Consider the following 12,786-nt stretch of genomic DNA (forward strand, 5'->3'; position numbering starts at 1 on the left):
CGCCTGCCGCCTGCCGCCTGCCGCCTGCCGCCTGCCGCCTGCCGCCTGCCGCCTGCCGCCTGCCGCCTGCCGCCTGCCGCCTGCCGCCTGCCGCCTGCCGCCTGCCGCCTGCCGCCTGCCGCCTGCCGCCTGCCGCCTGCCGCCTGCCGCCTGCCGCCCGGTAGCTGGTGCTCCCGCGCCGGGCTCCGCCCGCCAGTCGCTGCCCGCTAGCCGCCGCTCGCCGCCCCCTCCGGACCCCCCGCTTCTGCTCCCCGGGCCCCCGCACGCTCCCCCTGCCCGTTCCCGTCCCCGCTCCCGCCCCCGCCCTCTTCCTCCTCGGCGAGGGCGGCGTCCAGCCGGGCCCGAGCACCCTCCAGCCAGCGCCGGCACACCTTGGCCAACTGCTCGCCGCGCTCCCAGAGCGCGAGGGACTCCTCCAGGCTCGTGCCGCCCGCCTCCAGCCGCCGTACGACCTCGATCAGCTCGTCCCGCGCCTGCTCGTACGAGAGTGCCGCCTCTTCCACCTTGCCGGTCATCCGTTCACCCTAAGCGTCGACTCGTACCGTGAACTCGCCCTCGGCGACCCGTGCCCGTAGCTCCTCGGCCGCCGTCACCTCCTGCGGGTCCCGCACCACGTGCCCGTCGGCGCGTTGCAGCACCGCGTACCCGCGCTTGAGCGTCGCGGCGGGGGAGAGGGCCACCACGCGCGCGTGCGTGTGCGTCAGTTCGGAGTCGGCGCGGTCCAGGTGGTGGCCCAGGGTGCGGCGGCTGCGGTCGAGCAGCGCGCCGACCTCGTCCGCCCGCTGGTCGATCATCCGGTGCGGGTCCTCGATCGAGGGCCGGGCCAGCGCATGCGCGAGACCCCGCTCCTCCCGCTCGACCAGCGCCCGCACGCACCGCCGCGCCCGCTCCCGCAGCCCCCGCACCCGCTCCAGCTCCTCGCCCACGTCCGGGACGACCTTCTTCGCGGCGTCGGTCGGGGTGGAGGCGCGCAGGTCGGCGACGAAGTCCAGCAGCGGGTTGTCGGGCTCGTGGCCGATCGCGGACACCACCGGCGTACGGCAGGCGGCGACCGCGCGGACCAGCTGCTCGTCGGAGAACGGCAGCAGATCCTCCACGCTGCCGCCGCCCCGCGCGACGATGATCACGTCCACGGCGTCGATCGCGTCCAGCTCCTTGACCGCCTGTACGACCTGGGGCACCGCGTGCACGCCCTGCACGGGCACGTTGCGCACCTCGAAGCGGACGGCGGGCCAGCGGTGGCGGGCGTTCTCCAGCACGTCCCGCTCCGCCGCGGAGGCACGGCCGCAGACGAGGCCGACGAGCTGCGGCAGGAAGGGCAGCGTGCGCTTGCGCTCCGGCGCGAACAGCCCCTCCGCCGTCAGGGCCTTCTTCAGCTGCTCCAGCCGGGCCAGCAGCTCGCCGACCCCCACGGGCCGTATCTCGGCGGCCCGCAACGACAACTGCCCGCGCGGGGCGTACCACTCCGGTTTCGCGTGCACGACGACCCGGGCGCCCTCGCCGACGACATCGGCGACGGCGTCGAACACCTGCCGGTAGCAGGTCACGCTCACCGAGATGTCGTACGACGGGTCGCGCAGCGTCAGGAAGACCACGCCCGCGCCCGGCCGCCGCGACAACTGCGTGATCTGCCCCTCGACCCACACCGCCCCGAGCCGGTCGATCCAGCCCCCGATGAGCCGCGACACCTCACCGACGGGCAGCGGGGTCTCAGCGGACGTGTTCACAGCCATGCCGCGAGCGTAACGGGCCCCTCCGACAATCCCGTGTCCTCGTCGCGGGGGCCGTGACCCGGGCGGCCTCCGGCCCGCCGGACCGCGGCCTTACGATGGGTGCCATGACTGCCTTGCCTGGCCGCCGTGTCCTGCTCGCCGCCCCCCGGGGCTACTGCGCCGGCGTGGACCGCGCCGTGATCGCTGTCGAGAAGGCCCTGGAGCAGTACGGGGCCCCGATCTATGTCCGGCACGAGATCGTGCACAACAAATACGTCGTCCAGACCCTGGAGAAGAAGGGCGCCGTCTTCGTCGAGCGCACCGAAGAGGTGCCGCCGGGCAACATCGTGATGTTCTCGGCGCACGGCGTGGCCCCCGTCGTCCACGAGGAGGCCGAGCGCGGCCGGCTCGCCACCATCGACGCCACCTGCCCGCTGGTCACCAAGGTCCACAAGGAAGCCGTCCGGTTCGCGAACGAGGACTACGACATCCTCCTGATCGGGCACGAGGGCCACGAGGAGGTCATCGGCACCTCCGGTGAGGCCCCGGACCACATCCAGCTGGTCGACGGCCCCGAGGACGTCGCCAAGGTGGCGGTCCGCGACCCGTCCAAGGTGGTCTGGCTGTCGCAGACCACGCTCTCCGTGGACGAGACCATGGAGACCGTGGACGCGCTGAAGGACAAGTTCCCGCAGCTCCTGTCGCCGCCCAGCGACGACATCTGCTACGCGACGCAGAACCGCCAGCTCGCCGTCAAGCAGATGGGCGAGGAGGCGGACCTGGTCGTCGTCGTCGGCTCCCGCAACTCCTCCAACTCCAAGCGGCTCGTCGAGGTCGCCAAGCTCGCGGGCGCGCGTGCGGCGTACCTGGTGGACTTCGCGAGCGAGATCGACGAGGCGTGGCTGGAGGGCGTGAGCACGGTCGGTGTGACCTCCGGCGCCTCCGTTCCGGACGTCCTGGTCGAGCAGGTCCTGGAATGGCTCTCGGAGCGCGGCTTCGAGGACGTGGAGATCGTGCGGGCGGCCGAGGAGTCCATCACCTTCTCGCTGCCCAAGGAGCTGCGCCGTGACCTGCGGGAGGAGGCGGCCACCCTGGTCGCCCAGCGCGGCGGGTCGGGTACGGCGGACGCGTGATGGGCGGATCGCTCGGCGAGTGACTGTCAGTCGCCCGTCGTAACGTGGGGCCATGCAGATCTTCGGCGTGGACATCGGCGGATCCGGGATCAAGGGCGCGCCCGTTGACCTGAAGCGGGGCGACCTGGCTGAGGAGCGCTTCAAGGTGCTCACTCCGCACCCGGCGACGCCCGACGGGGTGGCCGACGGCGTGAAGGAGGTCGTCGAGCACTTCGGCTGGACGGGCCCGGTCGGGCTGACGTTCCCGGGCGTGGTCACCGGCGGCGGCACCATCCGTACGGCCGCCAACGTGGACAAGAGCTGGATCGACACGGACGCGCGCGCCCTGTTCAGCGATCGGCTGGGCGGCCACGAGGTCACGGTCGTCAACGACGCGGACGCGGCCGGCGTCGCCGAGATGAGCTTCGGCGCGGGCCGCGGCCGCGGCGGCACGGTCATCCTGCTCACCTTCGGTACGGGCATCGGCAGCGCCCTGTTCGTCGACGGCGCCCTGGTGCCCAACACCGAGCTCGGCCATCTGGAGCTGGGCGGCCACGACGCGGAGAAGCGGGCCTCCAGCAAGGTCAAGGACGACCAGGAGATGACCTGGGAGCACTGGGCGCGCCGGGTGCAGAAGTACCTCGCGCACGTCGAGATGCTGTTCTCCCCGGCGCTGTTCATCGTCGGCGGCGGAGTCAGCCGGAAGGCGGACAAGTTCCTGCCCCTCATCAAGGGCGTGCGGGCGGAGATCGTCCCGGCGCAGTTGCAGAACAACGCGGGGATCGTGGGCGCGGCGATGCACGCCTCACAGCACTGAGGAGCGGTCCGGGCGACCGACGTGCGCCGCGGTGTGGTGTCGTCGGTCCGGCGGGCCGGGCCCGGGGGCTCCGGACGTTCAGGCCCGCCGTCGGCCTCTGACCAGCCGGATCCGCCGTACGATCACGATCGCGCTCGCGATGAACGTCCCCCCGTACAGCCACCCTGCCTGCGTGGCGAGCGCCGTGACCAGGCCCATCAGCCGGCCCAGCACCCCGCCGCCGCTGTCGGCGACGGGCAGCAGCCCCACCGGGAAGGCGATCGGCACCACGACGGGAGCCGTCAGCAGGTCGGCCCCGCGCACCCACAGCGCGGTCAGCACGCACACGGGCAGGAACAGCACGCCGTATCCGGTCAGGGACGCCCCGAACAGCAACTGGTCGAGGCAGCCGAGCAGGAACATCAGCACCGCGCAGAACAGGCCCGCGCCGAGTCCGGTCAGCCGGGGGCCGGGCATCCGGCCCGGCGGCCGCGCCGCAGACGCCGGCCGCCGGGCGGGCGGCCGTGCTCCCGCCGGACCTCGCCTGGCCTGCGGCGGCAGGCGCGTCGATGGCGTGCCGCGTCGCGGTCCGTGCTGCGAGGGTGGCGTCCTGTGTTGCTCCACTGGACCAACTTAGGTCGGTTAATGTGCCGAATGGCCCTACAGACACGCCGGGGAACGGAGCTTGCCCCTGTGTTCGACGCTCACGCCGGGGCCGGGTCCGCCACGCCGTAAACTGGGGGATCGGCCGGTCTCCTGGCCCCCTGGCCCACTCACGTACGGGAAGTCGCAACGTGTCGCTCACGATCGGAATCGTCGGCCTGCCCAATGTCGGCAAGTCGACCCTGTTCAACGCCCTGACCAAGAACGACGTGCTCGCGGCCAACTACCCGTTCGCCACGATCGAGCCCAACGTCGGCGTGGTCGGTGTTCCGGACGCGCGCCTGACGAAGCTGGCCGAGATCTTCGACTCGCAGCGCGTCCTCCCGGCCACCGTCGACTTCGTCGACATCGCGGGCATCGTGCGGGGAGCCTCCGAGGGCGAGGGCCTGGGCAACAAGTTCCTCGCGAACATCCGTGAGTCCGACGCGATCTGCCAGGTCATCCGCGCCTTCCAGGACGAGAACGTCGTCCATGTCGACGGCAAGGTCTCGCCCAAGGACGACATCGAGACGATCAACACCGAGCTGATCCTCGCCGACCTGCAGACCATCGAGAAGGTCCTGCCGCGCCTCCAGAAGGAGTCACGGATCAAGAAGGACATCGCGCCCAAGGTCAAGGCGGTCGAGGAGGCCAAGGAGATCCTGGAGAAGGGCGACACCCTCTTCACCCACGGCATCGTCCAGGGCAGCGAGCGCGCCGAGCTGCTGCACGACCTGCACCTGCTCACCACCAAGCCGTTCCTCTACGTCTTCAACGTGGACGAGGACGAACTGACCGACGACGACTTCAAGAACGAGCAGCGCGCCCTGGTCGCCCCCGCCGAGGCGATCTTCCTCAACGCCAAGCTGGAGGCGGACCTCGCCGAACTGGACGAGGCGGACGCGCTGGAACTCCTGGAGTCCGTCGGCGCCGAGGAACCGGGCCTGGCCACCCTCGCCCGGGTCGGCTTCGACACCCTCGGCCTGCAGACGTACCTCACGGCCGGCCCCAAGGAGTCCCGCGCCTGGACCATCAAGAAGGGCGCCACGGCCCCCGAGGCGGCCGGCGTGATCCACACCGACTTCCAGAAGGGCTTCATCAAGGCCGAGGTCATCTCCTTCACCGACCTGGTGGCCACGGGCTCGGTCGCCGAGGCCCGCGCCAAGGGCAGGGCCCGGATGGAGGGCAAGGACTACGTGATGCAGGACGGGGACGTTGTGGAGTTCCGGTTCAACGTCTGAGCGGATGAAAAAACACCACATCATTGATGTGGCAAACACACAGGTCAGAAGGGGTTGACTCCTCCGGGAGTCAGCCCCTTCGTCGATACCGTGCTGGATCGGTGCTGGATTTTCTGGCGTCAGTCACCCTTGCTCGGCCCTGCTGTGGAACCGCTGTGACGACCTGATCGGTTGCGTGGTCTCCTGCCTTCCGGCGTCGCCGGCGGCGGACAGCCCAGCCGGCCGCGGCTGTCAAGCCGCCAGCGATCAGGGGATGCAGGTAGCTGAGTGAGCAGGCCCTCGATCAGCAGCCGTTGCAGAGCCATGTCGCCTCCCCCGTTTTGACAGTTCTGGGGACAGCGCTGGGCAACAGACGCCATTGGACGGGATCAGACGCGTGTTGCGCGCAGTGGTCGAGGTTCGCCTCGGAGGGGGAGGCCATGGCAAGGCTGCGGGCGCCGGAGTTGCCGGACGGCCCCATGCGACGGCTGAGTGAAGAGCTACGTACGCGGATCAGGTGTCGTAAACGGTGGAGCGGTGTCCGACGTGGACGACCCAGACGACCAGCTCTCCGCTGTCGATCGTGTAGAGGACGCGGTAATCGCCGACTCGGAGGCGGCGACGTTCAGGCTGGGACACGAGTGCGGTGGTGTTGAAGCCGAGTGGATCTCAGGCACACCGTGCCGGCCTGTACAGACGTGCGGCAGCTCTTCCCAGGCGGTGCTGGCGAGCTCTGCCTGTGCTCTGGGTGGCAGGGGGCTGGCGGGAGCACCAGAAAGGTCTGGGGTCATCTCGTTGATCACGACCGCAGTGTTCCAGCCGACTCCGACACCAGCGCCGCCGATACGTGCCACGGACCGCAGACGGCTCACGCTCGAGCAACACTCTGATGCCCTCGCTGCTTGTGGCAGCGAGGGCGTCAGGCGGCGCGGGCTGTGGGTAACTGCGAGACCCACGTCGTGAGCCCGGTCAGGTGCTCGGGCTGCAGCCCGTGGTGTGGGTCGGGCTGAATGAGGAGGGTCGGCGTTCCCTTCGCAGTGCGCTCCGCAGCCCATTCATGGTCGAGGCCGGTGAAGTCGTCGTCGATCCATACGGCGGGGGCGTCACCGAGCCAGGCGTCGACGTGGTCGCGCTTCCACAGGTAGCCGTTGGGGTGGCTGGTGGTGATCTGCGGACGCGGGAGATCGACGTACGACAGGGTTGAAAGGCCGAGGAGCGGGCCGATGAGGGTGATGGCGTCCTGGCGCCAGCTGGTGCACCAGACCGGGGTGACCAGGCCGGTGCGGATCACGTCCATGAGCATGGGGCCGTGGGCAGGGTCGAGCCAGACGGTGACCGGGTTGTCGGCGCTCCGGCCGGTGGGGACGACGTTGTGGCGGGCGTGGGTGGCCGGGGTCGAGCCGTCCACGTTGGGGAAGGGTATGAGGACGCCGTCGATGTCGAGGAGCAGGTAAGGCGGGCGCATCGGTTCCTCCGGGGGGAGCCGGGGCGAATGGCTGGTCAGAGCTTGCGGGCGCGGATCAGCAGGGTGGTGGGCCAGTGGCCCATGCGGGGGTCGTTGAACTCCTTGGCCGAAGTGAGCCAGAAGCCCGCCCGGCTGAGGTGCCTCTCCCAACGGTCGGTATCGAACTCCCATCGGGCGATGGGGAGCCGAGTGCGGTCGGGCAGGGTGACGAAGTCGCGGCGGGGCCGGTCGTCGCCGGAGGGGCTTCGGCCGCCGCGCTGCGGGTGGGGGACGGAGAAGGCCAGCACTCGCCCGGGCGTGAGGCGTTGGGCGATGGCCGGGAGCAGGAGCTCGGGGGCGACGAGGCCGATTGCTCCGAAGACGGAGTAGATCGCGTCGAACTGCTCGTCGGAGGCGTGCAGGTAGTGCAGTGCGTGGCCGGCGACGAAGGTGAGGTTGTTCAGCCGTCCGTAGTGGGAGCGGGCGCGGCGGACCTGGAGGCCGACCAGGTCGACGCCAGTGACACGGGCGCCGTGGCGGGTGGCGAGGTGGGCGGCGTTGTGGCCGGGGCCGCAGCCGAGTTCCAGGAGTCGCTTGCCGCGCAGGTCGGGGCCGAGGATCTCGGCGCCGGGACCTTGGCCGGGTCTCGTGGTCCATTCCATCCGGGCGGGTACGGAGAGGGGTTCGGCGAGTGCGGCGGTGGTGCGCTGGAGGGCGTGGGCGTGCCAGGGGGATGCCTGGGCGAGCACGTCAGATCTCCAGGAGGTGGAGGACGTCGGTGAGGTGGCGGCGGACGGCCTTGATGTAAGCGGGGTCGTTGGCCGGGTCGTTGATCCAGCGGATGGACTGCTCCATGAACCACTCGACGGCCCACATGTGGTGCCAGCCCAGGGCCCAGTGTTCGGCGGTGAGCCCGCCGCGCGGGGCGAGGGTGTCGGGGGTGCCGCCGGCGGTGACGTACTGCTCCAGGAAGACGCGCAGGCGCACGGGGTGCGGGGGATCGATGGTGCCGTGCCAGCTGGCGAGGTCGAGTAGGCCAGGGCCGGTGAAGGCGCGGGCGAAGTCGAGGAGCCGCCAGCCGCGCTCGCCGATGTGGAGGCTGGTGGGGTGGAACTCGGAGTGCACCCAGCCGAAGGGGGCGATGGCCGCTCCGGCCGAGCGGGCCTCGGCGGCCTGGGCGATCCGGTCGAGGGCGTCCTCGACGTCGTTGGCGTCCTGCCAGCGGTCGGCCTTGCGCAGCCGTTCGAGGTGCTCCAGTGCCCGGGCCGGCAGGGTCCGCAGCCGGTCCTGGTCGAGGACGGGCAAGGGTGGAGCCGTGCGGGTGCCGTGCAGGACCACGGCTGCGGCGACGCCGTCGAGGTCGTCGGCCTCGCGTACGGAGGGTCCGAGGTCCTCCATGAGCATGCCGAGCCAGCCGTCCAGGACGGCGGAGGCATGGACCTGGGGGACGGGTACCCCGAGAGTGTGGGCCAGGCGGAGGGCCTGGTCCTCGCTGTCGAACGGCTTCTTGGCGTACTTGAAGATGGCCGTGGAGCCGTCGGGCGAGGTCACGCGCTCGACGCCGGACATGGACCACACGCGCACCTCCTCCCGTACGGCGGTGGTCTGGCCGGCCACGGTGAGCAGGTTGTCGAGGAGTTCGGCGCTGGGGTTCGTGGTCACGTGAGGGCTCCGGGGAGATGGTGGCGTCCGGGGCGGGCGAGGGATGCCGGGCCGCCCCGGAGCCTGATCGGGTGGTGGGTTACGCGGCGGGGTTCACGCGGTGGGCGTAGACCCGCTCGATCCAGTCCGCCTTGAACGCGGAGAGGTCATCGCGGAAGTTCGCCATCGAGGCACCGTAGGGCGCGACCGCGCCGCCGGACTGGTCCGGCACGGACTGGCACCCGTGCACGAGCCGGCCGCCGAGGGCGGCGTGGGCCTTGATGGACTCGATCCGGCGGTGCTCGTTGAACCAGCCGCCGTGGTAGACCTCGTCGAGCATCCCGCCCATCTCGTCGTCCAGGTCGAAGACGACGGAGGTGGCGGCGGGGAAGAACCAGCACGGGCCGACGTTGGAGATGTGCCCGTCCAGTTCGACCTTGTTGAGCGCCATGAGCGTGGCGGCCTCGCGGAGCATCCGCAGGTGGTCGGCGGTGATCTGCGGCAGGCCGAGGCCGGCCAGGTGCTCCTCGCGGAAGAGGCAGGCGTACACCTCGTACGCGGTGGCCAGGACGCGGGCCGCGTCGGACGTTGACTCGCTGTGCTGCTTGATGAAGTCGAGCGCGAGCTGCTCGACCGCGCTTTCGGTCGTCTCGTCCGCACCGAGGAGCTCGGCCTTGACCAGCTCCCAGTCGGCGACGAGCCAGGTGTTGGACTCGAAGCGGAAGAAGTACTTGGCCGGGTCGATGGTGATGCGTCGGCCGTTGACCTGGATGCCGGGCAGGCGGCTCCAGCGCGGGTCGAACGCCTCGGGCAGCTCGACCGTGATGGCCGTGGTGTCGATGGTGGTCACCGTGTTCTCCGTCTCTGATCGGCCGGGTTCGGGCACAGGAATGCCCAAGCCTGGTGTGGGCGTACGGAACTTCGGGGTGCCGCCCGGACCAAGGGGGAGCCTGGATCACGGTCACGCCGTTCCGGGCGGCTGCTGATAAGTGAACCGGTGGTCACGCTCAGTGGGTACGGTGGACGGCAGTTGAAGCGGTATACGCGGTTTACAGCTCCAGGGCGGAGGCGATCGTGGCGGCGCATCGAGAACCCAACTCCCGTCTGCGCGATGCCATCGACGCGGCCGGCTGCACCTACGAGGCCCTCGCCCGAGACGTGCGGCGCATCGCCGCCGAGAACGGCGAGATCCTCCAGACCAACAAGTCGGCCATCTCGCACTGGGTGAACGGCACCCGTGCCCCGTCGGGCCGAGTAGGCCAGTACCTCGCCGAAGCACTGTCCCGTCGAGCGGGGCGCACGATCACCCAGACCGAGATCGGCCTCCAGGCCAGCGATGACGAAGCGCCGGCGGAATCCGACCCTGTCCTCGCCGCCACCGACCTGGGCCGCGCCGACGTCGAGCGCCGCCGCTTCCTCGCTATCGCGGCCTTCACCACCGCCGGCGTCGCCATGCCGCTCGGATACGACCACGAAGCCACTGCCCGCATGCTCCGCGCCCGCACCGGCACGTCCGTGGTCGGGGCAGAGGACGTGGACGTCGTACGGCAGATTACGGCGGCCTTCAGCGCCGCCGACGAGCGCCTCGGCGGCGGGCACGGCCTGACCACCGTCACCGCGTACCTCGCCGACACAGCCGCCCCCATGCTGCGCGGACGCTTCCCCAACGAAGCCTTACGACGGGCCTCCTTCGGAGCCGTCGCCGAACTCGCCTACCTCGCAGGGTGGAAGCACCACGACCTCGGCCAGGAGGGCGCCGCCCAGCGCTACTACCAGGTCGGCTACAAGCTCGCCTGCGAAGCCGACCCCCACGGCCACGCGGCCTGGATGATGCGTGCCCTCGCGCACCAGGCCCTGAGTCTCAAGCAGGCCCACCACTGCGTCGACCTCGTCGAAGGCGCCCTCCGCACAGGTCTCGGCCACGTTGACGGCCAGACCGAGGCTCTCCTCCACATCACCCACGCCCGCGCCTACGCAGCCGTCGATGAGCACCCCTTGGCCGCGCGCGCCCTGCTCGCCGCCGAGGACGCCCTCCTACGAGACGACGGCCCCCAGCCCAGCTACTCCCGCGTCAGTGGCCCCGCCGCCGGCACCGTGGCCAGCCACACCGCCCGCACCCTGACCGACCTCGCCGACCACATCGGTACCGAGCAGCAGCACCGCGACGCCCTCACTCGCTGGGACCCCGAGAAGTACAAGCGCGTCCACGCGCTCACCCACGCTGACCTCGGCGACAGCCTCGCCGCACAGGCCCGCGCCGACGAGGCCGTCGCCGCCTGGACCCAAGCCCTGGTCCTCATGGAGGGCATGACCTCCGACCGGACCCGGAAGGCGATCACCTCAATCCGCTCCACCCTCGCGTTCTACCAGCGCCGCAAAGTGCCGGGCGCCGCCGATCTCGCCCGCCGCGCCCGCGAGGCCCTCGCCTAACATGCCCAACAACCCGTCCGACGAAGGGAACACCGTGGCCCAGCAGACCGACGACCAGCCGAAGGCCCTCAAGCCGGCGCTCGAATCCATGACCCTGCTGGTCGCCGCCGTCATCGTCCACGACAAGGCCACCAACCGCGTCGTCCTCCTCCAGCGCAGCGAGAACGCCAAGTTCGCCCAGGGCATGTGGGACCTCCCCGTCGGCAAGAGCGAGCCGGGCGAACCCATCACCGAAACCGCGGTCCGCGAGCTCTACGAGGAGACCGGCCTCAAGGTGAAGCCCGAGTCCCTCAAGGTCGCCCACATCATCCACGGCGCCTGGGGCGTCGAAGCCCCCAACGGCTTCCTCACGGTCGTCTTCGCCACCCACGAATGGACCGGCGAACCCGAGAACCGCGAACCGCGCAAGCATTCCCAGGTCGGCTGGGTCGACGCCGACGCCATCCCCGAAGCCTTTGTCGACACCACTGCTAGTGCTCTAATTCGGTATCTAAATGGCGGCCAAGAGGTCTCGCTCGATGGATGGCAGTGATGCGCCCTTCCTGGATTATTATGTATGGACGGAGTCCGTACTTTCGTTAGAGGCCCTGTTCGTGTGTACATAAAGAGGACTTCGCGGTGAAACATCAAGCGCGATCAGCGCTCGACTTGCTGAAAATTCCGTTCGCTTTCACGCAGGATGAACTTCTCGACACGGGTTCGTTCATTCGGAAGGCGAAAGAGCGAGGCCACAACCTGCGTCTGGAGACCCTGCAAGCGCTCCATATTCATGGCTTGCTCGTGCCACTCTATAGGGTGAGTGATACGGGGGTGCAGGGCCGCCAGGTGAATGTCGGCAATATTTTGCTCGAACAGAATCCGCGAGGTTGGGTGATGGGTGCCGCGCAAGAAGGGCGCTTGCGTGACCCAAGGCAAGAAGGGTACAGCGTAGCCTGGCCTTATGTGGCTCCTGACGGAGTGGACGCTTGCTGACTGCGACCCGTGTTGGTCGGTCCGTTCGGGCATCCTGAACAACCGAGGCATCACCCGGCTGGATATCGGTGATCGGGACGCTGCGATGGCGGATTTCACGGCGGTCATTGAGGACCATTTCGCCGAGGACGAGGCACGTGCCTGCGCGCTAAATAACCGGGCAGACCTCCACGATGACGACGGCAATGTGCTCTCCGCAGTCGCGGATCGCTCGGCGGTGCTCGGCCTTGCAGAGACGACTTACAACCGCCGTTACATCGCACTGGCTCGCAGGGCGCGTGCTCTTTGGGCGAGCGGGGACCGTGCTGGCGCCCACCGGGACATCGAGTCGATTCTCGCGACGAGCGACATCGTGATGGAGCAGAAGATGGCGGCACGTCTACAGCGAGCGGAATGGGCCGCTGGCAGTGGCTCACCATCGGAAGCACGGCCTGACCTGGAGGCGGTGATCGCCTCTGCGCGAAACTTCGACAGCGTGGAACGGCGCGCCCGCGAACTTCTCTCTACTTCGATGGGCGACAGCTAGGCCCAGCCGAACGAAGACCAATGAAGCGGTCCGCAGGACACGCGCAAGGGTCCGTCGTAAACCAACGCACACAAACGAGAAAGCCGCTGGTCAGGGCCCTGCACAGGGCTCCGTCGCAGGTCAGGATCGGCCGGCAGACGTTCCGGTTCAACGTCTGAGCGGATGAAAAAACACCACATCATTGATGTGGCAAACACACAGGTCAGCGATCCAGCGCACCTTTGGTGCGCGCCGGGGGCGTGGTAAATCCCGTGGCGTGCGCCGGAGGTGCTTCTGTCTGCCCTGACGTGG

General features: G+C 69.7%; 14 protein-coding genes and 1 pseudogene. 7 read left to right on the forward strand and 8 right to left on the reverse strand.

Annotation, left to right across the window (positions count from 1 at the left end; all coding sequences use genetic code 11):
• Nucleotides 1-206 precede the first annotated feature (206 nt).
• Both ACFC09_RS44925 and xseA read right to left on the reverse strand, forming a co-directional pair.
• Nucleotides 207-515: an exodeoxyribonuclease VII small subunit gene (locus ACFC09_RS44925; protein ID WP_376538801.1), complete on the reverse strand. Its 309-nt coding sequence runs from the start codon at nucleotides 513-515 to the stop codon at nucleotides 207-209.
• Nucleotides 516-524: 9 nt separating this feature from the next.
• Nucleotides 525-1,733, reverse strand: a complete 1,209-nt coding sequence (gene xseA, locus ACFC09_RS44930; protein WP_376538803.1) for an exodeoxyribonuclease VII large subunit — start codon at nucleotides 1,731-1,733, stop codon at nucleotides 525-527.
• Nucleotides 1,734-1,828: 95 nt separating this feature from the next.
• On the opposite strand from xseA, the gene ACFC09_RS44935 reads away from it, so the two are divergent.
• Nucleotides 1,829-2,845 (forward strand): 4-hydroxy-3-methylbut-2-enyl diphosphate reductase, encoded by a 1,017-nt coding sequence (locus ACFC09_RS44935; protein WP_376538805.1) that lies wholly within the window; start codon nucleotides 1,829-1,831, stop codon nucleotides 2,843-2,845.
• Nucleotides 2,846-2,897: 52 nt separating this feature from the next.
• A complete protein-coding gene (ppgK, locus tag ACFC09_RS44940; RefSeq protein ID WP_376538807.1) occupies nucleotides 2,898-3,641 on the forward strand; it encodes a polyphosphate--glucose phosphotransferase in 744 nt (247 codons plus the stop codon).
• A gap of 78 nt (nucleotides 3,642-3,719) precedes the next feature.
• On the opposite strand, the gene ACFC09_RS44945 is transcribed toward ppgK, so the two are convergent.
• Nucleotides 3,720-4,244, reverse strand: coding sequence for a DUF6542 domain-containing protein (locus ACFC09_RS44945; protein WP_376538809.1), 525 nt, complete (start codon nucleotides 4,242-4,244; stop codon nucleotides 3,720-3,722).
• A gap of 170 nt (nucleotides 4,245-4,414) precedes the next feature.
• Between ACFC09_RS44945 and ychF the strand changes: the two genes are divergently transcribed.
• A complete protein-coding gene (gene ychF / locus ACFC09_RS44950) occupies nucleotides 4,415-5,503 on the forward strand; it encodes a redox-regulated ATPase YchF (RefSeq protein WP_376538812.1) in 1,089 nt (362 codons plus the stop codon).
• 492 nt (nucleotides 5,504-5,995) lie between these two features.
• On the opposite strand, the pseudogene ACFC09_RS44955 reads toward ychF, so the two are convergent.
• The 5 genes and pseudogenes from ACFC09_RS44955 to ACFC09_RS44975 all read right to left on the reverse strand — a co-directional run bounded on the left by ACFC09_RS44955 (nucleotide 5,996) and on the right by ACFC09_RS44975 (nucleotide 9,417).
• Nucleotides 5,996-6,273, reverse strand: a pseudogene (locus ACFC09_RS44955) (type II toxin-antitoxin system RelE/ParE family toxin).
• 128 nt (nucleotides 6,274-6,401) lie between these two features.
• Nucleotides 6,402-6,947, reverse strand: coding sequence for an HAD domain-containing protein (locus ACFC09_RS44960; protein ID WP_376538814.1), 546 nt, complete (start codon nucleotides 6,945-6,947; stop codon nucleotides 6,402-6,404).
• A 35-nt stretch (nucleotides 6,948-6,982) separates the two neighbouring features.
• Nucleotides 6,983-7,675, reverse strand: coding sequence for a class I SAM-dependent methyltransferase (locus ACFC09_RS44965; RefSeq protein WP_376538816.1), 693 nt, complete (start codon nucleotides 7,673-7,675; stop codon nucleotides 6,983-6,985).
• 1 nt (nucleotide 7,676) lies between these two features.
• The gene (locus ACFC09_RS44970) at nucleotides 7,677-8,588 is read right to left on the reverse strand and encodes an aminoglycoside phosphotransferase family protein (protein WP_376538818.1); all 912 of its coding nucleotides are present in this window, start codon (nucleotides 8,586-8,588) and stop codon (nucleotides 7,677-7,679) included.
• 79 nt (nucleotides 8,589-8,667) lie between these two features.
• Nucleotides 8,668-9,417 (reverse strand): hypothetical protein, encoded by a 750-nt coding sequence (locus tag ACFC09_RS44975; protein WP_376538820.1) that lies wholly within the window; start codon nucleotides 9,415-9,417, stop codon nucleotides 8,668-8,670.
• Between the two features lie 224 nt (nucleotides 9,418-9,641).
• On the opposite strand from ACFC09_RS44975, the gene ACFC09_RS44980 reads away from it, so the two are divergent.
• The 4 genes from ACFC09_RS44980 to ACFC09_RS44995 all read left to right on the forward strand — a co-directional run bounded on the left by ACFC09_RS44980 (nucleotide 9,642) and on the right by ACFC09_RS44995 (nucleotide 12,495).
• A complete protein-coding gene (locus ACFC09_RS44980) occupies nucleotides 9,642-10,997 on the forward strand; it encodes a tetratricopeptide repeat protein (protein ID WP_376538822.1) in 1,356 nt (451 codons plus the stop codon).
• A gap of 1 nt (nucleotide 10,998) precedes the next feature.
• Nucleotides 10,999-11,529, forward strand: coding sequence for an NUDIX domain-containing protein (locus ACFC09_RS44985; protein WP_376538823.1), 531 nt, complete (start codon nucleotides 10,999-11,001; stop codon nucleotides 11,527-11,529).
• Between the two features lie 86 nt (nucleotides 11,530-11,615).
• On the forward strand, nucleotides 11,616-11,969 hold the full coding sequence (locus ACFC09_RS44990; protein WP_376538824.1) for a hypothetical protein: 354 nt from the start codon (nucleotides 11,616-11,618) through the stop codon (nucleotides 11,967-11,969).
• Nucleotides 11,938-12,495 carry a hypothetical protein gene (locus tag ACFC09_RS44995; RefSeq protein ID WP_376538826.1) on the forward strand — a complete coding sequence of 186 codons (558 nt, stop codon included), beginning with the start codon at nucleotides 11,938-11,940 and terminating at the stop codon, nucleotides 12,493-12,495. Before ACFC09_RS44990 ends, ACFC09_RS44995 begins: the two co-directional genes overlap by 32 nt.
• Nucleotides 12,496-12,786: the final 291 nt, after the last annotated feature.

The organism is Streptomyces sp. NPDC056161 (genome assembly GCF_042268025.1).
GTDB lineage: Bacteria > Actinomycetota > Actinomycetes > Streptomycetales > Streptomycetaceae > Streptomyces.